The organism is Mesorhizobium sp. GW821-FHT07A06, from assembly GCF_059419085.1.
In genome coordinates this window covers 795,767-815,163 of the sequence record NZ_JBWKRC010000001.1, presented here as the reverse complement: position 1 = coordinate 815,163, position 19,397 = coordinate 795,767, and the positions used below count along the sequence as shown (strand labels likewise).

The window sequence follows — 19,397 nt, the reverse complement described above, 5'->3', positions numbered from 1 at the left end:
CGCGAACGTCCAGTACCAATGGATGGACAACCCGTTCGTCGCCTCGGTCAATGCCGGGTTCCTCGCAATGGCCGTGACATGGCTGCTGTCGAAGTCGATCGATCTAGTTCGACGGGGGCGACAGAAGCCGGCTGGCGTCAGGTCGGTTCAGCAGCGCGGCGATAATCGCGGCCGTGCGCGGATCAGAAGTCGGTAGGCCAGCCGCCGCCTGGTTCCCGAGATATGCCCGCCCAACATCCGACAGGATAGCCCTGCCGGCCAAAGGCGGGAGGGCAGCGCCAGCAAGCGCGCCAAGCACCCCACCAGGAACGCCACCGCCGCCAGCGGCGCCGGCAATGCCGCCTACGGTCGAGAATGCGCCCCTGACAGCTGCTCGCGGCGCGGTGCCCGATTGCGGGAGCGCTTTCATCACGCCTTCGCCAGCGCGGGCAAGATCGGCGAAATCCCCATCGCCTCGCGCATAGGCCCGGCGGCTCTGGTTGACCGTGGCATTGCGCAGCGCCGACGGCGAGATGATGCCGGCCGCCGCGTTTTCCCCTGCACCGGTCGCGGCCTTCTCAATGGTCAGCAGATTGCGATACTGGTTGCGCGCATCCTGCCATGCGCCGGCATCGGCCGGGTTGGTGGCCTGGATGCTACGTTCCATGGCGTCGTCCAGCGTCTCGCGAATGCCGCGCAACGCGCTGCCAAGCTCGGGGTCTTTAGTCGCCCGAGCGGCACGCGCGATACGTGAGGTCAGCGATTGATAGGAATCGCCGGGGATCTGACCATTGGCGCGGATGGTCGAAACGATGTCGTTGGTGAGGTTTTCAACGATCGGCGCACGGGCACTCTCGGGCACCAGGTTGCCGTATTCGTTGATGGTGTTGCGCAGATCGCCGATCATCTGCTGGTCAGGCACCAGCCGGTTGCGGGCGGCAAGGTCATCGAATTGCTGGCCGATCCGGTTGAAAGCGCCGTCGATCACTTCCGGTGTTGCGCGGTTGGCGGCGATGCCGGCGCGCGACAAAGCGGCATGGGTGAACTGTTCGCCCTGCCGGTCCATCATGTTCGCCGCGGCGCCACCGCCGAGTTCACTCTCGGCATAGCGCAGCATGTTGCTGCCAGTGCGCTGACCGGCGGTGAGGTCGACGCCTTCTCCGGTCAACGTCTGCGCAAGGGCCTCGCGCTCGGGGCTGTTCGGGAACGGGGAGATAACCCGGCCGGCAACGCTCGGCAGCATGCCGCCCGCCAAGGCGCCCGCGATGCGCGCGAATGGCTCCGCCTTGGTTCCTTCCGTCAACTGGCCGGCGGCCTCGCTGCCGACGCCTGGCAGCAATGCCTGCATGATCAAGCGCTGTGGCAAGCTTGCCGCGCCGTTCGGGATCAAGGCAGCGGGCGCGAACTCGCCGACGGTTCGAGCGTATTCCCCCGCCGTCGTTTTCGGCTCGTAGGGTTTGCCGATCACCGGCTCGGTGACGCTCCTGATCTCGCTTGTCGACGGCGCGAAGGGGATAGCCGTGAGGTGGCCGGCGACAGAGCCGATCTTTGCGGCTGTCTCGGGCGAAGCTCCCAGCTTGCCGGCCGCCCATTGCGCGATGCTGTCCTGATATTTGCCAACATCGCCGAAGCCGCCAATGCCGCTTTCGATACCCTGGCGCACACCGGAAAGGCCGGACTTGGCCATATCGAGCAAAGTCGATGGCTGCTCTGCGGTCGGGGCTTCGGGCGTGGCGGGCTTACCGTATTTCTCCCAAGGCGCGGCCGGGGCGGCTGGCGCCGGGCTGGGTGCCCCATATTTCTCCCAAGGACCGGCCATTATTGCACGGGCTCCCAATTGTTCTTGTCGGCCGGATCACCGCCCTTGAAGCGATAGCCGTCCTCGACTGCGCCGGCCTTCGGCGCTCCGCCTACTGGCGCTGCGGCATCCGGGGCGTTCGGCGAGGCGGCAAGCGCCTTTTCCTGCGCCAGCACCGCTTGCGGCGTCATGCCGGCCTTCATCGCTTCGAGCGCGCGGGTGCGGGATGCCTTCTTCTGCGCCAGCAATTCTGGGCTATCGCCGGGGCTGGGGAGATAGACGGAGCCATATTCCGCCGTCTCGCCGGCCGTGATCGCGGCACCCGTATCCTTGCGCAGGATGGCTTGCAGGAATTCCTTGCCCGCCTGCTCGGCCTGCTGGTATTCTGGCGACTTCATATAATTGCCGATCTTGCCGCTGTTGGCGGCGAGGTTTCCGCCGAAGCTGGTAAGCGCATCGCCGTATTTGTCGAGCAGCGGCAGAGCGCCGGCCGCGCGGGTCGCGAAGGTGGTGTCCTTGCTCTGCGCCTCGGTCATCGGCTTGATGTTTCCGCCCTGCTGGAATGTCACGGTTCCATCGGGGTTGGTCTGGAAACTCATGCCTCCCTTTTTCGATGCTTCCCAGTCCTGGTAGGTGCCGGGGAAACCCTGCTGCTTGGCGTATTCGTATTCCTGCACGCCGGCTGGCTTGGCGGTTTCCTTCGGCGCCGAATAGACCGGCGCGCGCGTGGCGGGATCGAACACGGTCGTTCCCGGCGAAAGCTCCATCAGTTTTTTCTGGTCTGCCTGGAATTTCTGCGTGTCGAGGTCGAGGCGCGCTTTTTCGGCCGGCGTCATCTGCGGATTACGCAGGCGCTCGGTCTCGATGCGCGTCTTCTCCATGTCGAGACGGTTCTTTTCCATCTCGAGCAGCGTGGCCGGATCGTTCTGCTTCATCTTCTGTGCGAGAAGGCCGTTGACGAGCGCGCGCTGTTCCGGCTTCAGCCAAGGGTTTTGCGCGGCCTGCATGAGCTGCTGCACGCTCGGGCCGCCTTGGCCTGGTTGGATGGCGTCCGCGCTCCCGCCAGCCATGACCGGCAGATTGTCGGGCGCTGGCTGCGCTTGCGGCGCGGGCGCGGCGGCCATGGGTTCGGGCGCAATCTGGCTGGAAGGCAGTGGCGGTGCGACCGGGGCTCCTGCTGGCGGCTGCATCTGCATGGCGTTGCCGCCCATCGGAAGCGGGCTCATCATCTGGCCGAGGACGCGCTGACCGGCGGGCGTGGTGGCGCCAGGGCCGCCAACATCGCCCGGCTGTGGTGCAGGCGCACCATTGAGCGCGGCGACGACATCGGGACGCCCCTGCGGGATCGGGCCTTGCTGGGGTAGCTGGAGAGCCGCCGCAACCGGGCTGGGAGCCGGCGGCATGCCGACGCTGGGATCGAGTGATGCGACTTGCTGGGGCTGGGGACCGGCGAGCGCAGCAGCAACGCCACCGCCGCCCTGCGAGCCGAAACGCTTTTGATAGGCCAGCGCGTTGGCAAGCCGCGTGCCCTCGCCGCCCTTGTCGTATGGCGAGCCATAGCGGATGAAGCCCTTCAGCGCGCGGTTTGCGCCTTGGATATCGGTCGCCTTGGCAAAAGCCGAGCCACCGGGATCGACAACCACAGTTCCGGTCTTATCTGGGACAATGCCCGCCTCGCGCACATAGAAATCCATCTGCGTTTCGGGATCGTTGGCCGAGCGGCCGGTTGCCTTGGCGAAGTTCTCCAGCGAGGACTTGCGACCCTCGCGCCATTGCGTGAAACCGACCGCGCCCTCTCCGGGGTTGATCGCGCCGGGGCGAAACTCGCTCTCCTGCTTCCAGTTGCCGAGTGTGGCGAAAGCCTGCGCATCGTTCAAGCCGCGCGCCTTCAGGCCGGCATAGATCGTCTGAGGATCGACAGAGCCTTGGGCGGCCTTGCTGACATCGACCGAAGGCAAGGTGCCGTCAGGCGCGGGCGCAGCGCCCGAGGGTGCCGAGCCACCACCGGGAGCCGCCGGGAACATGCTGCCGCCGAGCGCCTGTGCAATGGCGCTGGACGCGCTGGCATCGCCGGCCGCCTGCATCTTGTCGGCTTTGCCCTCGGTCAAGCGATAGCCGAGAGCATCGCCGATCGCTGAAAGCCCCTCGCCGACGTTTTTCGGCGCGCGCGGCGCGGAAAGCGCGTCCGCGATGGCGCGCAGCCTGGCAAGCTCTTCCGGCGACGAAACACCAGTGTTCCCACCGAAGATGAAAGACGGCTGGACGCTCATGCAAGTGCCCTTTCATAGTCGACCGCATCGAAGCCGCAAACCTGGCGCACAGCCCACGGGCGGAACGCGCGAACCTCATCAGCCATCACACCGATGTCAGAGCCGCCCCAGATATAATCGAAGGCGTACTTCGTCAGCCCGTTGGCATAGGCGCCAATGGCGCGAATATTACGCTTCAGCCGGCGGTCGGAATACTTGATCGCCGACGCGCCGAGACCGAACAGGCCGCCCAGAATGCCGTTCTGGCTGGCCACGTCCTGCTGCCATGCCTGAAGCTTCTGGTCGTAATTCTTGTTGATCAGGCCGGCGGTGTCCGTGGTCGGGATCGTCGGCATGTTCGGGTTGATCAGGTTTGGCTGCGACACCTGAGAACCGGACAGCAACGCCGTGATTTCATTGATCGGCTGGTTGCGCGTTGCCTGGCCTTCCGAGAAAGCTTGACCGTGCCCGTTGAGGATCAGTGAGTTGTAGGCGTCGTTTTCGTTCTGCCCCTGCTGCGTCTGCGCGGCCGCGTAATTATCCGATCCGGGCCGGATGCCACGGTTGAGAAGGTCGGCTTCGTTGGCTGCGCGGCGTTGGTCCAGCATGGGCTGAAGACGCTTGCTGCCAAGGTCGATCAGCCGCGCTTCGGTCGCATCGTTCGAGCCGTCGAACGGCTTCGACATGTAATCCTTCAGAAAGCCCGACTGGTCATTGGCCAGCGTGCTCAGGTTGAGCTTGGACGCGTCCGACTGCGCCTTGATTGCCTGTTGCTCGGGCGAAAGCGTCTGCGTGGCGGTGTAGCGCGGAATTTCGTAGCTTTGGCCGGTGTATGGGTCTTTCTGGGTATAGGTTCCCGTCTGCGTATACGTCAGCGAACCGTCAGGCGTGACCTGATTGACGTTCTGGAGGTTGGCGTTCGCGATGGCAGTCGATACGTTCGTCCCGGTCGATGCCGCTGCTGTCTCTTTCGGATCGGGCGGGGCCGGTGCTGATGGGGCGCACATTTTATTGCTCCTGAAGGAAATATGTCATGGCGATGGCCGAACGCTTGAAACCGACCCGTTCGCACATCTTTGCGACACGAAGATCCGTTGCGATGGTCACATGCGCTCGCTGACACCCGCGCGCCTTAAGGTCGGACAGGATATGCTTGGTGAAACGGCGGCCGATGCCGTTTCGGTGATCCGGGCGAATATAGATCGTGTCTTCCATGCCGATCAGTTCGGAATTGTGCATGTCCTGCGTGACCCAGATGAAGGCGTAGCCGACGGCCTCGCCCTCGGTCCTGACCACGAAGCAGAGCAGATGAGGCGCGCCGGCATAGGTCGACACACGCGGCTTGAAATCGCCGATCGCCATGCCTTCGGCCGCCATGCGCGCCTGCATCTCGCCGTAGTGCGTCCTGCACAGCGGTTCGAGTTCAGCCCATGCCGCGCTGAAATCCTCGATGGCGATATCGTAGCTCATACGACAACGCCTCCGTTTTCGTAGGTCACGTCCATCTGCACGAATTCGGTGTTCGGCCGGTAGGAAAGCGAGCCGGTGATCTGCAACTGAGGCTGGACCACGTAGCCGGTCTTGCCGATCGACTGCCACTGGCCGCCACCGACGGATGCCACCGGCGCGGCCTGGTCCCACTTCGCCGTATCCCACAGGCCGGAATCCCACAGGTCGAGCGTGCCGCCATCGGCTGAAGTCGGGGCAGACGGCAAGGTGATGGCATAGTTGACCGAAATCGAGATCTTCGGGATGTACGGCGTGGCGCTTAGAAACGTCGCTCGAGCCTCGCGCACCGTCTTCAGCCGGCCCATGCTTTTCATGTGGTCGGGATTGCCGATATAGGTGTAGTAGATCGGGCCGGTATCGTCGGTGCCGTTGATCTCGGCCTCGAACACCTTGCCGTCGTTGGTGCCGAAGAACAGCCGGGAATTGTGTAGTTCAAGGCAGCGTGTCGGCCAGCCGACGAACTTGCACCAGGCGCCGGTTTCGAGATTGACGACGAACGCCCACGATTCCTGACCGGTCGAGGTGATCGGCAGGGAGACGATGGCATAGTTCATATCGGGCCACTTGATGATCTCCCACGGCATCGAGGAGCGGCGCGCGGCCTCTCGCTTCCAGTCCGGCTCGATATTGCGAGAGATGGCGGCCAGCGACAGGGCGGCGGCATCCTTGGTGATCGCCGCCGAGATCGGGACCAACCCTTCCTTGGTGAGGATGATCAGATCGCCACCGGCGCGCATCGTGCCGCGCTTGCCCATGGGCGTCGTGATGTCATAGCGCCCGACAAGGTTCCAATCCGCCGCGGTTGCCCCGGCTGGGTTTGAGCCCTCATAAATCGCCGCCTCGCCTTCCGTGGTGATGAAGACGCACTTGTCATCGATGCCGTTGCCGGTTTCCATCGACCAGGTTGCGCCGAACAGCAGCGAGCCGCCGCGCTGGAAGACGCCCGACAGGTTCAACGTTCCGATCGCGCCCGTCACGCTGTCCACCGGGAGATAACGGGCGCGCATCGTGCCGCCTTCGATGAAGAACAGCCGGTTACGGTAGAGCCAGACATGCGAGAGCAAGGACGTGTTGACGCCTGTGATCGCTGCCGAGACCTGAACAACGCCGGTCGGAATATCCGCCTTGGCCGAACCGCCGCCACCGGTGATGGTCTCGTTGTCCTGGAACGTGCCGGTGATCGACTGAACCAGCAGGGAGCCAGTGGTGCCGTTGTCGACGTTCTTGACGATGGTCGCGGTTGCGCCGCTCGTCCCGCCCGTCACCGTGCCAGAGCTTGGGAAATTGACCGTCTGCGCATCGAAGTTGAGGCGATAAGTGGCCAAGCCGTTGACAGCCGACCAGCCGAAAGTCTGGCTGTAAAGCTGCATGAAGTCGGTGCCGTTGACCGCGACCACGAAGCTATCGCCCGACGTGGTGAAATTCACGTAGGCATAATAGCCAGAGGTCTGCCCGGAAACATCGGCGGCCGGCGGCGTCACCGGATCGGCCGGGCTGGTCACATCGCGGATGGTGTTCGCATCACAGGCCCAGAGTTTCTTGGTGCCGCCGGCATTGTAGGTGATGAAGCTTTCGACGGGGAGCGCCGAGATCGTGGCGCGCTTGATCGATCCACCACGCAAGGCAATGCCGGTGGAGGTCGGGAACCAGTTTTCAAGCGTGTGCGCGGAGAACGGCGCCGACTTCACAAGGCTGCGGTTCGTCACCCAGCCGGCGACGGGAGCGCCAAAGGTGTAGGGTTGCGCCTGCGCCCTCGCCTGAAGCGGGACGGCCTTGCGCTTGCCGGGGAAGCGCTCAACCCTCACGGGGCACCTGTGACCGTGCCTGGCCACGCGATGTTGCGGCCGCGCCAGCTAAGCGGCGGCTGGCCGGAAATGACGGGCTTCGAGCCGCTGTCCTTGTCCATGTTGCGCAAAAGCAAGGTCTGATAGTCGTCAAACCACTGCTCGTATGCCTGGCCCTTGTTCTGCTTCCACCGGTAGATGATAGCGAGCTTGAGCAGGCGCTCATCGAGCCGGAAGGTGTCGGCGTCTTCCGTGAATTCGGTCTTCAGCGATGCGTTGCTTGCCAGCACGATCTGGTTGGAGACGTAGAAGAATTTCACCGTCTCGCCGGCGGCCATGACCGGCCATTGGTGAAACTGGTCACCGAAGATGATCCAATAGCCATTGACCGAGGCGACGGGCGTCACCTGAAGCTGGGTCCACAGATCGGGGCTGGTGAGGTGGTTCGTCCTCCACAGCCAGCGCGAGGACCACAGCGAGGACGATTTCTGCATGCGGCTATAGTCGGCCGGGAGATCGAACGTCGATGCAATCCCGTCGCCGGTGAACGTGTTGTAGATCAGCAATTTCTGCCAGTCATAAGCGTCGGCAATCTCCGACGCCATGACGTTGGCAAGGTCCTGCATTTCGACCATTTCTCGTGCGGTGTTGCCATAGACCTGTGTCGGCACGTCGAGGCCGAGGACGGTCGCAGCACCTTGCACCACATCGAGAATTGCCATCAGGCGACCTTTTCAGCCTTGCCCTTGGGCTTGGTCAGTTCCTCGATCATCGCTTCCATCGCTGCCTGGCGCTCGACCAGTTCGGCGATTGTGGCGTCCTTGGCGGCTTCGCGCTCGGCGGCCTTGGCGGTGTCGGTGTTCTCGAGGAACAGCTTGGCCTGCTTGCGCATGTCGCGCATGTTCGGCAGGCGCACCTTGTCGGCCTGGCCTTCCGTCATGTCGCGGACTTCCTCGACCGTGCGGATGCCGGACGTGCGCAACACATCGGCCTGCTCGGGCGTGACGCCGGACCATGCGGCCAGCGGTGTGCCGTTGATCGGGATTTCGGCGCCTTCCTTGAACGCGCGATAGGCCGGCTCGATCTGGTTCCACCGGTGCGTCATGAAGCGCAGCTTCTCGCCATCCTGATCGAGGCCCATGCGGTCTGGATCGGGAATGAGCAGATGCACGCGCTCCGTGGTGCGGGTGTTGAGCGGCGAGTGCGACGGGGAATAGGTCACATAGTCGACGGCCTGGAGCTCGGTCAGGCGCCGGCCGCTGACATCGACCTTGTAGCCCTTCGCATCGCACTTTTCGGTGACCGGATCGCCCTTGATGGGGCGGTTCTCATATGAGGTCTTGAAGCTGATGACCCGGATCATCGGGATTTCGTTATCGGCCATTTTCTGACTCCTGAAGGGCTCGGCCCTTAGCTGTTGATGATCTTGAGAAGGTCGGGGAACTCGTTCAGCAGGGCTGAAAACTCGTCCTCCGCGAACTGGCCGGCCTGCACCAGCGCATAGGCCGCACGGCGTTCGCCGCCGTTCCAAAGCTGGCGGAAGGTGCGGAAATGATGTGCCTCGGTGTCGACCACAGGCGGGCTGGTGTCCTGCTCGACGGGCTCAAGCACCGGATCGGGAGCGGGCTCATCGGCGATGTCGGGTGCGGCCACTTCGGCCACGGGATTCCCGGCTGCATCGTTCGGCGCCGCAACGGCCTCGACAGGGATATCGGTCTGCACGTCGGTTTCGTCGGCCATCTCGGGCGCTCCTTTTGATGAGGGAATGGGCGAGGCCGAAGCCCCGCCCAAGTCAGGTCAGTACGGGAAGTTGCACATCACGATCTTGGACGAAGCCAGGATGCAGTTTGCGCAGATCGTTTCCGTCACGGCGGCGGCCACCTTCAGCGTGCCGTCGGTGGTCACGGACAGGGCAAGAGCCTGTCCCGAGGCACCCGAGACCAAAGCCGTGTTCAGGGTTGCGACACCCTTCACCTGGATCCAGCCATATTCGCCGTTGCCCGGAGCGCCAGCCAGCACGCCGGCACCATTGGCCGCCGTGTCGGACACGTCCGAGGTCACTTCGTTCGTGACGCCGGTCGAAGTGCCGCCGGGGGCGTAGAAGCCGACGACGTTGCCAGCGACGGCGGCGATCGCGCCGGCGCCCTGGTTGTACTTGACGAAGCGAAACGTCTTGTTGTCGAACGACTCGTAGATGTCGCCGACCTTCGGAGCCTTGCCCGAATCCGCACCGGTCAGCTGGGCTGCGGTGTAGGTGCGGGTTACGTCCATTCCAACGATAGAGGTCATCTTCTTCGCTCCTTATGCCGCGTCAAACAGGACGCCCTGCAGCGACCGGTTCGAGCAAACAAGGTTTCCCATCCAGTAGAAGGGGATGACCACCGCGTCCTGGTTCACAGGGCGCTTGTCGTCGTCCTGCGTCCACTGGGCCTCTTTGTGCTGATCGACATAGAGGTAGTCGGAGTTGATGAAATAGCCCTTCTCGGCCGTCGTCGTGAAATTCGTGTTGTCATCGAAGATCACGTCGGCGGTCTTGTATTTCAGGCCGATAAAGCCCGACTGGGCAAGATCGGCGTCCATGTAGCGCTGCAACTGCTGCTGGCCGGTCTCGTAGAGGACGTAGAAGTCCTGCGAGAAGATGATCAGGTCCGGCTTGTCGGCGCCACGGTTGAGCGGGAGCCAGAGAGCGCCCATGTCAGCCGTGAAGGCTGCAGCATTGGCCGCGTTCGGGGTCAGCGCCGTGTTGGTGCCGGTGGCCTCGCGGAACTTGTTGCGCCAGAACGTCCAGGTGCCGGCGTCGATGCCGCCGACGATGCCCTGACCGTTGGTCTGGATGATGTTCGCCATGCCGCCGATCTGGTTGGACAGCGAGCCATCCGAGTAGAGATCGACGGAGAAGTTGTTCGCGGCGGTCTTCAGCGCGTTCGCCTTCTTGGTCTTGACGAGGTTGATCATCGCATACTTGCCGGAGTTCTGGCGAAGCTCCTTGCCGCTCGAGACGACATGCAGCGCCACCTGGCACCAGTCGTATTTGGCGGAAGTCACAACGTCCGAACCGTTGGTATTCAGCGTGTCGAGGCCGGCATAGCGCTGATAGGTGCCGTTTTCCGCGTATTCGAGCTGCACCTGAATTTCGGTGCCGCCGTCAAGGTCGCGGATCTTGTTCTTCTTCTTCAGCCGGTTAAGAAGAGCGTTGTTCTTCGAAACGTTGTCGGCCACTTCGGTTGCGCTGTTGCGCAGAGTGGTGGACACCATTTCAGTGAAGGTGGTCGACGGACCAGCCATCTGATTTAACCTTTCTGATTGCGATCGAAGACCGCGCCAAGTTCCTCATCTTCGGTGAGGACGCGGCCTTTGCCGGATTGCGTTGAGGGGATGTTGACGCTCGCGGCGCGCTTGGCGTCCTGGACCTTCTTCCCGGCGTCGACTGGCGCGGCTGCTTTCGGAGCGGCGGCCTTGACCCGGAGGTCGGGATCAGCATTGACGGCCATGTCGTAAGCCAGATTGAACACGGCCTCTTTCGAGGCGGCTTCACCAAGCTTCCTTCGCGCCTTGTGGATGGACTCTACCATGTCGGCCTCAGGGATTTCCGAGTAGAGCGGCTTGTCGGCTGACAAGCGGGTCAACTCTTCGGCGGCCGACTGCTGGTCGGTCCGCTCCTGAAGCTTCTGGTTTATGCGGTCATCGATGCTCGCGGGGTTTACGACAGATGCAAGCATCTGCTTCAGCCCGGCGATCTCCTGCCGCAATTCTGCCTCGCCCTGCTGGACGGTCGCGCCGAAGGTGGCCGCGATCTTGTCGCGGATGCCGTAGCGGTCGATAATCGACATGATGGTCGGGACCGGATTCGCTTCCATGTCCCGCTGCACGTTGAACAGGTATTCCACGGCCTGCGCCGGGGTGACGACCTTGCCGTCGATCTTGGCGCCGGTGTTGGGGTCGAAATACTTGCCGTTCTTGTCCAGCACTTCCTTAAGCGGCTTGAAGGTGGAAAGCTCGCGGCCATGATCGGACAGGCGGCCCTGCAATTCCTGCTCGCGCGCGGCCACGAAGGCGCGCAACTCGGCAGGCGTCTTGCCCCACGCATCCTTGACGGCATCGGCGCCCTGGATGCCCTTCCAATTGTCGGGGAGAGGCACCGCACCGGCGTCAGGCGTCAGACCACCGACGGCGGGCGCCTCTCCCCTACCGGCTTTCGCCGGGTCCCCGCTACGGACGGGCTCCGCGCGCTTGTCGGGATCGGGGCTGACGAACTTCCCGGCCTCACGTTCCGCGCCGTTGTCGCGCTCATTCTTGTTCCAAATTGCTTCCAAAGCCGCGTCGGGATTGGATGGCGCGGCATTGTCGTTGGACAGCGCGGCGTCATTGACGACGGCGGCGGACGGGCCGGGATCGGTGGCGGCTTCGAGCATGCTCATTTGAAATCCTCGCTGACGTCGAGTTTGCGTTTGGCGCAGAAATGCGGATTGCGGAACTTGGCCTTGCCACCAGTCGGGCCGGGAAGGTCACGGGCATCGACGCAATTGTTGCGCGCGAGGTCATCGCGGCGCTGCGAACGCGAGGTGATCATCTTCCCGTCGATCGGGCTGGCGTATTCTGGAATATCGGACATCACGGCCGGCATGGTGATCTTGCCCGCGAACGGCTTCTCCATCGGCGCGCCGGTCTGGCGATCCACGAAAATGCCGTCCCTGAACAGGTAGCGAGCCATCAGAAATTCAGCCCCACTAGGAGCGTTGCCGTGGTGTTCGTCGCCATGACCTTCTTGCACTTGACCCACAGGAAGGTGCCGACCGGCGGCGCGGTGAAGGTGACGACGGTTCCATTGAAGGTGGTCACGGCCACGTTTCCGGCGCCGCCAACATAGATCGCATCGAAATTGACGGCGGTCGTGTCGCTGGGCGTGATTGCCGCCGCGTCGGTCGGGGAGCCAGATTCGACGTACAAGCCCATGGGCGAAATCCTTTGTTCTTCACAAGGATGCCGGCGGCCGGGGTGAAATTTGTAGAGCCTTGATTTTACGTCAGCAGCAGCACAAGCGCGGCGTCGTCGTCGGCCATGGCGTCAAGCTCGCGCTGGATGAGCATCCTGCCCATCTTGGCCTCGATGCTGGCCATGGGATCGACCCTCGGCACCGGTGCAACCTGCATGCGCGCCATCAGCGCTTCAAGCATGGCCGGCGTCAGTTCGGGCAGGATCTCCGGTTCAACAACCGGCTCGGGCTTGCGCGCATGAATGTCGACGGGCTTGCCGTCGCGGTCGAGGTAAATGGTCGGCTTGCGGTAATAGCCTCGGCCGGCGAACCCGTCGCCAGGCTGCGGCACCTGTTGGAAGATGGTTTGGAAGCCTGCATTGAGGAAGGCATTCGTTTGGAACGCTGTGAAGGCCATGACCGCCCCTACAGTTTCGCAGCAGCCATGAAGAAAGCGTCGATCTGGGGGCCGGTGAAGCCGAGCGCCGTGAACCCTGACTGCATCATCGGTTCGGTGCGGACAAAGGAGCCGCTGTTGTCATAGGCGATCTGCACAGCCTTCCCCTGCGAGGCAATGAACGTCTCGACCTGACTGAGCAGCCCTGATACCAGAAGTTGCAGTTTGAACTGGCGGGCAGAAACCATTACAGGCACTCGCACAGTCGGACCTGGCAATCCGTAGACCGCCAGCACGTCGGTCAACTCGCCTTCATTGAGGATCCGTGTCACGCCAGCGCCCTGCGGCAATGCTTCGACATAGGCGCCGGCAGCGCTCGACCAGAAGCGGCTTTCGTCGTCGGCGACAATCCAGAACCAGTCCTGCGGGTTGTAGGCGGCTGGCTCGCTCATAGGTACCACCCTGGAGATGTTGCAGACCCAGCGGAATTGCCGGGGAAATAACTCGCGCCGCCGCCCGACGTGTTGATGCCGCCGGCAAGCGTTGCTGTGTAGCGAGCCCCTGTGGCGCTCCCTGTGTAGGTGGTGGACCCGACTTGCATCACACCGCCATAGTTGGCGACCGCAAAGGCGCTGGAAAAGGCAGGGGTGCCGGTCAGCGTAATCGAACAGCCATCTGCGCGAATGAACGAATTCGAACCGGCCTCATAATGCGCAGTCGCGCCGCCGGAGATGGTATAAGTCGCGCTGCCTGCCTGGATGAAAGCGCCCGGCGCGGCGAGGAGCATATGCCGACCGGTGCAAGATCCGAATTCAATCCCGGTGCCAATGGAAACCTTCGAAATCGCGTCCAACCGTATCCCGGTGGTAGCGCCTCCGGTTCCGGTGATCTTGAATGAGTTGACCGTAATCGTGCCCACCTGGACCGCCGATGTATTCAACGTCGCCGATCCGGTCGACGTAAGGGTCGTTGATGCTGCGCCGGCACCCGTAATGACCACATCGCCGCCGATGAATGTCTTGGAGAAAACAGGGCCGGTAAACGTTCCTGCACCAATTGAAATCGTGACGATGAACCCGGCCAAGTCGAGAGAACCGCAAATCACGTCAGCTGCCTTCTGAGGCGTCAGGAATGCACCGCCAGCCGAGTTGACCAACCCTGTGTTGCTGTCGCTACCCGTCGTCAGCACGAAATAGGTTCGATTGGCGGTCAGGACTTCGCGGCCAGGGTGAACGTGATCCGCGCGGGCAAAGCGCGTCGAGGTTCCGACAACTGCGGTTGCTGCGTTCCCGAGCGGTGTAGCGGCGGCGGCCTGCGCCAGCACCATGGCAGTGGTTGCAAGCTGGGTGGTGTTCGTGTCCACGGCGGCTGTGGGGGCTGTGGGTGTGCCTGTCAGAGCGGGCGAAACCGACATCACGACCGAACCGGCAGTCCCCGTCTCATCCGTCAATGCGGTCGCGAAATTCGCGCTCGACGGCGTTGCGAGGAATGCAGCAACGCCAGATCCCAAGCCTGAGATGCCCGTAGAGACAGGAAGGCCGGTCAGGTTCGTTGCCGTACCGGACGCAGGCGTGCCGAGCGCACCACCCACGAAATACGCCGCGCCTGTCCCCACCTCATCGGAGAGCAGTGCGCGCAAGTTTGCCGATGTCGGCGTGGCCGCGAACGTGTCGAAGCCAGCCGCCCGCACCACGGCGCCCCATGAGGTGAGCGAAGCCAGCAAGGGCTGGTAAAGCGTGTCGAAATAGGTCTTCAGGAACGCTTTGACCTGCGTCCATGTCGCATAGACCATACCAAACGATGCCGCGCTATCGCTGCCATGGACGCGATCAGCATCCACTGGCGTGCCCTTGGCCGTGGCGTTGAGCGCGGTGGCGGTGACATCAGCCCCCGTCGCGATGCCAGCCAGTTTCGTGCGTTCCGTGGCGAGAAACGCCTTGTTCGTGGTGCCGTCGGTGAGCGTATCCGCGGACTGCGTGCCGGTGTGGTTCGCTCGAGCAAGCAGGAAGGCGTCCGAACTGTTCGCCGTGGCGCCATCGGCGACGTTCAGCAGCGTGCGGGTCTGTGCCGGGGTCAATTCCTCGGTCACGCCCGTCCCGGCGGTCACGCGGCCAAGGATGGTCGATGTGGCCTGGGTCAGCGCATGCTCATCGTTCCAGTTGGATGGCTGGACAATGCTCGGGTCGCCCGCGTCGGGAATGGCCGACGTGAATTTGTGCTTCAGCGAAATCGTCATTGCATCGGCACCGTTTCAACGCCGATCGGGCGGCCCTGCTGGTCCTTGATGACCTTCTTCGGAGCGGTCAGCGCCTTGGTGAGCATGGCCATGAACTGGCCGAACTGCTCGCGCTGGAGCGCCATTTCCTTCAGCACGGCCTCGCTGTCCACCGTGTCGGCGGGCGGCGGGGCAATCACGCCAAGCTCTGCCAACGTCTGGCTGTGCTGGGCATGCGCGGCCTGCCGCTGCGTCTTCAGGGCAAGATCGGCCTTCTGCATGTCCATCGCGTGCATTTCGCGCTTGTGCTGCATGTCCTGCTCGCCTTGGGCCTGCTTGAGCTTGGCGTCATTGACTTTTGCCGCCGCGTCCGCCTCTCGCGCCTTCGCTTCCGCTTCAGCTTTTTGTTGTTCGGGGCTTGGTTGAGGAGGCGGAGGGTTTTCGGCCTTGTCCTTGGCATCAGCCACCATCTTTTCAAGCACGTCCTCGACAGACTTGCCGAGGTTGAACAGCCGCGAGTTGGCCGCGAAGATTTCCACGGCAACCTCACCCGAAAGCTCGCCCTGCTGCACCAGCGGACCAACAGCGGCCCAATATGCGCCTGCCGCCTGGAGGAATTCGCCGGCCTCGGCCTTCTGCCTGGACAGATCGGCCTTGATGGTGGAATCGCTCTCGACATCGATGCGGTACATGGCCGAAAGACGCTGGCTCAGAAGCTTCTGGATGCCGGCGAGCTTGGCCAGCTTCTTCTGGCGCTCGGCCTCGGCCTGCTGTGCTGCCTTCTGCGCCTGCACCAGTTCGGGCGGCGGCGGCTGGCCGGGCGGCAATTGCGGCATCGGGGGTGGCTGCACGGGCGTCAGATCCTGCTGCGTCGGCTTGATCTGCACGCCTGTCATCTGCTCCAATGTCTCGACGGAGAATTTCGAGGGGATGATCTCGGACATCATCACGAACAAGTCGCGGGCACCTCGAGCCATGGCGCGCTGCATCTTCTGGATACGAAGCGAGCCCCATTGCGTCTTGATCTGCTGGGCACCAAGGGTTTCATCGGACTTCGACGCACCGCGCACGATGTCGGAAATCCCGGTGATTTCGTAAATGGCCTGCTTGGTCTGCTCGCGGGCGGCGTATAGCTCCTTCAGCACGATCACGTACTTGTCGATCGGCCAGAAGGCGACGGCACCCTGAAGCCCACCATTGGCGGCCCAGACCTCGGCATTGGCGATCGGCACGAAGTCATCATCTTCGGCCGCGACCATTGAAGCCAGGTCGCCGGCATCACCGGGATACCAGCCCTTGACGCGCATCTTGTTGGTGATGATGTTGATGCGCTTGGTGGTGAGGTCGAGCTCGTCGGCGAGCTTCTTGTAGACCGAGAATGGCGTCACCGGCATCAGGCGCCCGGTCAGTTCGATCGGCTGCACAGGCGTTGCGATGCAGAAGAAATCGGTCAGGCCAAGCGGGTCATCCACCGTCTTGAGGATGACGCCCGTATCGTCAACGAAATAGACCTTGCGTTCGGCCTTGCACCAGATTTCCCAGCCGGTCAGATCGCTATCGGATTCGCCGCGGGCTTTCTTCTCTTGGTCGGAGGTCTGCATGCCAATGGTGGCGGTATCGAAAGCGGTGTCTTCATCCTCGCGGGGGACGCAGAAGCGAAAGGCATCCCATGGGCGTTCGCACCAGCGCTTGGCCGTGCCGTGGCGATAGTCGCGCCAGCTTACGGCTTCGAATTCGATACGTTCGTTCGCGAGGCGTTCGACGGGGGCTTGCCCAGTTCCGGGTAGAATGCCCTCTGTAGCTCCTCGGGCGTCGCCTGACACAGCCAATCCTGCATCGCCATCACCGCCACCATAAGCTTGCTTGGCGTCGGCAGCGTCTTCGGCGGCGCTTGGCGTCTCGCCTTCTGCGGCGTCTTCGAGATCATCGGCCCCATCCTTTACGAAATCGCTCTTGAACCGTAGCCTGATAACACCACGCCCGGCAAGGAATGCATCCTGCGCCTGGCCCTCAAGCTCAACCTGAAGCCGGCCATCGTCCACCTGGACCTTGATGATCCGTTCGATGATCTCGGACACATCTTTCGCGGCCGGGTCATCATCGCCGAAGCGGCGGCGCACGTCGGGCGCTGGCGGGCTGTTGATGACGGCGGGAACGATCGTCTCGACATTGGCGAACAGGATATTGAAATCGTAGGTGTTGCCCAGAGACCGGCTGCTAGACTGACTGGACACCTCGCCGGTGAAAGCCTTGACGGCCTTTTCGGCGTCATCCATCCACTCTTTTTCGAGCTTGCCGGCGGCCTCGACGCGGGCCAGCCATTTGGCGCCCTCCTTGCGAAGTGCCTCACCCTGCTTTTGCTGATCGGCAGTCCGCGCATCTTTCTTGGCCATGCGGGCATGGTGGCCGTGGCGAGGGTGAAATTTGTAGAGCCTTGATTTTCAGTCAAAGTCGTTTCGGTTCCGTTATGACTGCATAGCCTCCGCAAGCTCTTCGTTAAACATCTTGAACACCTCTGGTGACATGAGCAGAGTAGACGGCTGCGGGGCCGCGCGCATGGCCTCCATGGCCCGCTGCTGCCAACCGTCCTCAACCACAACCTCGACATCTGGATACCTGACGAATTCACAGCGTTCGCTATCGTAATACCCACCGCCGCATTTCACTTTTTGCATGACCGAGTTCCTTTCAGCTACATATTAGCACAATTTTGCGCCTATGCCATTGATAAATATGCATAATAGCCCTGAGTCCCTACCGGCCAGCGCGGCGCCGCTTGATCATCGCCTCGACCGCCTCTTTCACGGTCTGCCCGCTGCGGATAGAGCCGTCGGGGCGGGCCTCGTACACATCCTTGTTGACTGTGACTTTCTTCTTTTCCTCCTGACCACTGCCGGCAAAGTCGAGCAGCTGGCCGAACAGCCCGAGCGCGTCAACCTGGTCGTCATGCTTGCCGGCCGGGAACGTCAGAAGCTCATGGATGAAATCCGCCAACCATGGTGCGCCCTTCGGCACCATGAGCCCGTTCATCGCCATACGGCCTTGGATCGAGCGCGCGCGCACCGCCTTGTCGTGCCGCGATGTGAACTGCCGACGCCATGTGAACGCCTCCCGCTCCCGAGCGCGCTTGACAAGGAACGGGCCGACGCCAGCATTGATCTGCCCGCCTTCCTCACCCCAATGGCTTGGCTTCCAGTATTTCACTAGATCGCACCAAGCCTCGACCCACTCATCGGATGCCGCCTGCTTGCGCCAGAGGTCGAGCAGCCAGATATTGCCCTTCGGGTCGATGCCGATGACGATATGGACCGTGTAGTCGCCACCGTCCGCCGTAACTGCATAATCCGACGCGCCATAGATGCGCATGGTTTCGAGCGGCGGGTGTTTTTCATACTCATGCAACCATTCCTTGCGGAAATAGTCACCTTCATCGGGCACCGGGCGCTGCTGGTAGAGCGCGGACCAGTCGCGGGCGCCAAGGTTGCGCCTGATATTCTCAAGCGCCGGCAGATCGTATTGCTCGGGCCACAGCGGCTTGCCGTCATCGCTGATCGCCGGCAGCGACAGCACGTCCCAGCCTTCATCGCTGTGTTCGGCCAACTGCCAGCCAGACAGGTCATCCTCATGCCACCGGGTCTGAATGACGACGACGCGGCCACCGGGCATCAGGCGCGTGTAGGCGGTAGACGTGTACCAATCCTTGGTTTTCTTGCGGATCAGCTCGGAATCGGCCTCCTCACGGTTCTTCACAGGGTCATCGATCAGAAGCAGATGAGCCCCGCGCCCAGTGAGCGGGCCGCCGACGCCAACAGCAAAGTATGCGCCGTCCTGCCCTGTCGTGAAGCTATCGAGCGGCTGCGTCACGTGAAACCGGCGCGATGATGTGCTGTCTGATTTCAGGCCGACGCCAGGGAATATCGATGCGAACAGCGGATCCGCGAGTTGGTTGCGCACCTTGCGGCCGAAATCGTCGGCGAGTTCCTGCGCATAGGTGGCAGCGATGACGTAGTGGTTCGGGTTGCGGCCGAGATACCACGCCGGGAAGAACTCGCTCGCCAGCATCGACTTGCCGTGGCGCGGCGGCATCGAAATCATGAGCCGAGTGATCTCTCCGCGCTCAACCGCCTCCAGCTTCCGCGATATCAGCCGGTGGTGCGCCGCGTCCCGGTATCCTGGCCATTGCATCGCAGCATAGGGCAACAGCCGGGAAAACGCCCAGTCTTCAGCGGTCGGCGCGAGCAGCGGCAGCAATTGCGGCGTCCCTCTGTTCCTTCGTGATATGCTCGATTGCGAGATTGCCAGTCACCTGAAGCGGTATCACCTTGCCGACGAGAGCGCAGAACGTGCGCGGGTCATCGTGCGCCAGCTTGACCAGATAGGACACGCCGCCAGCCTTCTCGAATGCCTCGATGATCGCCGTCTTGATTTCGGTCGTCGTCTTGTTGGGCACGCCCTTGGGGCGGCCGGGGCTGACCGGCATCGCCTTTTTTTGCC

The 19,397-nt window shown here is 62.7% G+C and carries 20 protein-coding genes; all 20 read right to left on the bottom strand.

What is annotated here, in order from left to right; all coding sequences use genetic code 11:
* Positions 1-103: 103 nt before the first annotated feature.
* A complete protein-coding gene (locus tag AC07SZ_RS04110) occupies positions 104-1,798 on the bottom strand; it encodes a hypothetical protein (RefSeq protein WP_494913353.1) in 1,695 nt (564 codons plus the stop codon).
* Positions 1,798-4,047 carry a phage tail tip lysozyme gene (locus AC07SZ_RS04105; protein WP_494913352.1) on the bottom strand — a complete coding sequence of 750 codons (2,250 nt, stop codon included), beginning with the start codon at positions 4,045-4,047 and terminating at the stop codon, positions 1,798-1,800. The genes AC07SZ_RS04110 and AC07SZ_RS04105 overlap by 1 nt, the downstream gene beginning before the upstream one ends.
* Positions 4,044-5,033, bottom strand: a complete 990-nt coding sequence (locus AC07SZ_RS04100) for a tail fiber domain-containing protein (RefSeq protein WP_494913350.1) — start codon at positions 5,031-5,033, stop codon at positions 4,044-4,046. The genes AC07SZ_RS04105 and AC07SZ_RS04100 overlap by 4 nt, the downstream gene beginning before the upstream one ends.
* Position 5,034: 1 nt before the next feature.
* On the bottom strand, positions 5,035-5,496 hold the full coding sequence (locus AC07SZ_RS04095; RefSeq protein ID WP_494913348.1) for a GNAT family N-acetyltransferase: 462 nt from the start codon (positions 5,494-5,496) through the stop codon (positions 5,035-5,037).
* Complete coding sequence (locus AC07SZ_RS04090) at positions 5,493-7,340, bottom strand: hypothetical protein (protein ID WP_494913346.1); 1,848 nt, start codon at positions 7,338-7,340, stop codon at positions 5,493-5,495. Before AC07SZ_RS04090 ends, AC07SZ_RS04095 begins: the two co-directional genes overlap by 4 nt.
* Complete coding sequence (locus AC07SZ_RS04085; protein WP_494913345.1) at positions 7,337-8,041, bottom strand: phage adaptor protein; 705 nt, start codon at positions 8,039-8,041, stop codon at positions 7,337-7,339. Before AC07SZ_RS04085 ends, AC07SZ_RS04090 begins: the two co-directional genes overlap by 4 nt.
* Positions 8,041-8,703: a hypothetical protein gene (locus AC07SZ_RS04080; protein WP_494913344.1), complete on the bottom strand. Its 663-nt coding sequence runs from the start codon at positions 8,701-8,703 to the stop codon at positions 8,041-8,043. The genes AC07SZ_RS04085 and AC07SZ_RS04080 overlap by 1 nt, the downstream gene beginning before the upstream one ends.
* A 26-nt stretch (positions 8,704-8,729) precedes the next feature.
* On the bottom strand, positions 8,730-9,059 hold the full coding sequence (locus tag AC07SZ_RS04075; protein WP_494913343.1) for a hypothetical protein: 330 nt from the start codon (positions 9,057-9,059) through the stop codon (positions 8,730-8,732).
* 57 nt (positions 9,060-9,116) lie between these two features.
* Entirely contained in the window at positions 9,117-9,608 is a 492-nt protein-coding gene (locus AC07SZ_RS04070) for a hypothetical protein (RefSeq protein WP_494913342.1), read from the bottom strand.
* A 12-nt stretch (positions 9,609-9,620) separates the two neighbouring features.
* Entirely contained in the window at positions 9,621-10,604 is a 984-nt protein-coding gene (locus AC07SZ_RS04065; protein ID WP_494913341.1) for a phage major capsid protein, read from the bottom strand.
* Between the two features lie 5 nt (positions 10,605-10,609).
* A complete protein-coding gene (locus tag AC07SZ_RS04060) occupies positions 10,610-11,737 on the bottom strand; it encodes a hypothetical protein (protein WP_494913339.1) in 1,128 nt (375 codons plus the stop codon).
* Positions 11,734-12,030: a hypothetical protein gene (locus AC07SZ_RS04055; RefSeq protein ID WP_494913338.1), complete on the bottom strand. Its 297-nt coding sequence runs from the start codon at positions 12,028-12,030 to the stop codon at positions 11,734-11,736. Before AC07SZ_RS04055 ends, AC07SZ_RS04060 begins: the two co-directional genes overlap by 4 nt.
* Positions 12,030-12,272 (bottom strand): spike base protein, RCAP_Rcc01079 family, encoded by a 243-nt coding sequence (locus AC07SZ_RS04050; RefSeq protein WP_494913337.1) that lies wholly within the window; start codon positions 12,270-12,272, stop codon positions 12,030-12,032. The genes AC07SZ_RS04055 and AC07SZ_RS04050 overlap by 1 nt, the downstream gene beginning before the upstream one ends.
* 65 nt (positions 12,273-12,337) lie before the next feature.
* Positions 12,338-12,709, bottom strand: coding sequence for a hypothetical protein (locus tag AC07SZ_RS04045; RefSeq protein ID WP_494913336.1), 372 nt, complete (start codon positions 12,707-12,709; stop codon positions 12,338-12,340).
* Positions 12,710-12,717: 8 nt separating this feature from the next.
* A complete protein-coding gene (locus AC07SZ_RS04040; RefSeq protein ID WP_494913335.1) occupies positions 12,718-13,140 on the bottom strand; it encodes a hypothetical protein in 423 nt (140 codons plus the stop codon).
* On the bottom strand, positions 13,137-14,924 hold the full coding sequence (locus tag AC07SZ_RS04035; protein WP_494913333.1) for a hypothetical protein: 1,788 nt from the start codon (positions 14,922-14,924) through the stop codon (positions 13,137-13,139). Before AC07SZ_RS04035 ends, AC07SZ_RS04040 begins: the two co-directional genes overlap by 4 nt.
* Entirely contained in the window at positions 14,921-17,296 is a 2,376-nt protein-coding gene (locus AC07SZ_RS04030) for a hypothetical protein (RefSeq protein WP_494913331.1), read from the bottom strand. Before AC07SZ_RS04030 ends, AC07SZ_RS04035 begins: the two co-directional genes overlap by 4 nt.
* 72 nt (positions 17,297-17,368) lie before the next feature.
* Complete coding sequence (locus tag AC07SZ_RS04025; protein WP_494913330.1) at positions 17,369-17,578, bottom strand: hypothetical protein; 210 nt, start codon at positions 17,576-17,578, stop codon at positions 17,369-17,371.
* A gap of 79 nt (positions 17,579-17,657) precedes the next feature.
* Positions 17,658-19,154 carry a phage terminase large subunit gene (gene terL, locus AC07SZ_RS04020; RefSeq protein WP_494913328.1) on the bottom strand — a complete coding sequence of 499 codons (1,497 nt, stop codon included), beginning with the start codon at positions 19,152-19,154 and terminating at the stop codon, positions 17,658-17,660.
* On the bottom strand, positions 19,126-19,383 hold the full coding sequence (locus AC07SZ_RS04015; RefSeq protein WP_494913326.1) for a hypothetical protein: 258 nt from the start codon (positions 19,381-19,383) through the stop codon (positions 19,126-19,128). Before AC07SZ_RS04015 ends, terL begins: the two co-directional genes overlap by 29 nt.
* Positions 19,384-19,397 lie beyond the last annotated feature (14 nt).

Coding starts and splice junctions, on each gene's coding strand:
- AC07SZ_RS04110 (WP_494913353.1), bottom strand. CDS start 1,798: ATGGCCGGTCCTTGGGAGAAATATGGGGCACCCAGCCCGGCGCCAGCC.
- AC07SZ_RS04055 (WP_494913338.1), bottom strand. CDS start 12,030: ATGGCTCGCTACCTGTTCAGGGACGGCATTTTCGTGGATCGCCAGACC.
- AC07SZ_RS04080 (WP_494913344.1), bottom strand. CDS start 8,703: ATGGCCGATAACGAAATCCCGATGATCCGGGTCATCAGCTTCAAGACC.
- AC07SZ_RS04085 (WP_494913345.1), bottom strand. CDS start 8,041: ATGGCAATTCTCGATGTGGTGCAAGGTGCTGCGACCGTCCTCGGCCTC.
- AC07SZ_RS04030 (WP_494913331.1), bottom strand. CDS start 17,296: ATGGCCAAGAAAGATGCGCGGACTGCCGATCAGCAAAAGCAGGGTGAG.
- AC07SZ_RS04100 (WP_494913350.1), bottom strand. CDS start 5,033: ATGTGCGCCCCATCAGCACCGGCCCCGCCCGATCCGAAAGAGACAGCA.
- AC07SZ_RS04065 (WP_494913341.1), bottom strand. CDS start 10,604: ATGGCTGGTCCGTCGACCACCTTCACTGAAATGGTGTCCACCACTCTG.
- AC07SZ_RS04095 (WP_494913348.1), bottom strand. CDS start 5,496: ATGAGCTACGATATCGCCATCGAGGATTTCAGCGCGGCATGGGCTGAA.
- AC07SZ_RS04025 (WP_494913330.1), bottom strand. CDS start 17,578: ATGCAAAAAGTGAAATGCGGCGGTGGGTATTACGATAGCGAACGCTGT.
- AC07SZ_RS04070 (WP_494913342.1), bottom strand. CDS start 9,608: ATGACCTCTATCGTTGGAATGGACGTAACCCGCACCTACACCGCAGCC.
- AC07SZ_RS04050 (WP_494913337.1), bottom strand. CDS start 12,272: ATGGGCTTGTACGTCGAATCTGGCTCCCCGACCGACGCGGCGGCAATC.
- AC07SZ_RS04015 (WP_494913326.1), bottom strand. CDS start 19,383: ATGCCGGTCAGCCCCGGCCGCCCCAAGGGCGTGCCCAACAAGACGACG.
- AC07SZ_RS04075 (WP_494913343.1), bottom strand. CDS start 9,059: ATGGCCGACGAAACCGACGTGCAGACCGATATCCCTGTCGAGGCCGTT.
- AC07SZ_RS04045 (WP_494913336.1), bottom strand. CDS start 12,709: ATGGCCTTCACAGCGTTCCAAACGAATGCCTTCCTCAATGCAGGCTTC.
- AC07SZ_RS04060 (WP_494913339.1), bottom strand. CDS start 11,737: ATGAGCATGCTCGAAGCCGCCACCGATCCCGGCCCGTCCGCCGCCGTC.
- AC07SZ_RS04105 (WP_494913352.1), bottom strand. CDS start 4,047: ATGAGCGTCCAGCCGTCTTTCATCTTCGGTGGGAACACTGGTGTTTCG.
- AC07SZ_RS04040 (WP_494913335.1), bottom strand. CDS start 13,140: ATGAGCGAGCCAGCCGCCTACAACCCGCAGGACTGGTTCTGGATTGTC.
- AC07SZ_RS04035 (WP_494913333.1), bottom strand. CDS start 14,924: ATGACGATTTCGCTGAAGCACAAATTCACGTCGGCCATTCCCGACGCG.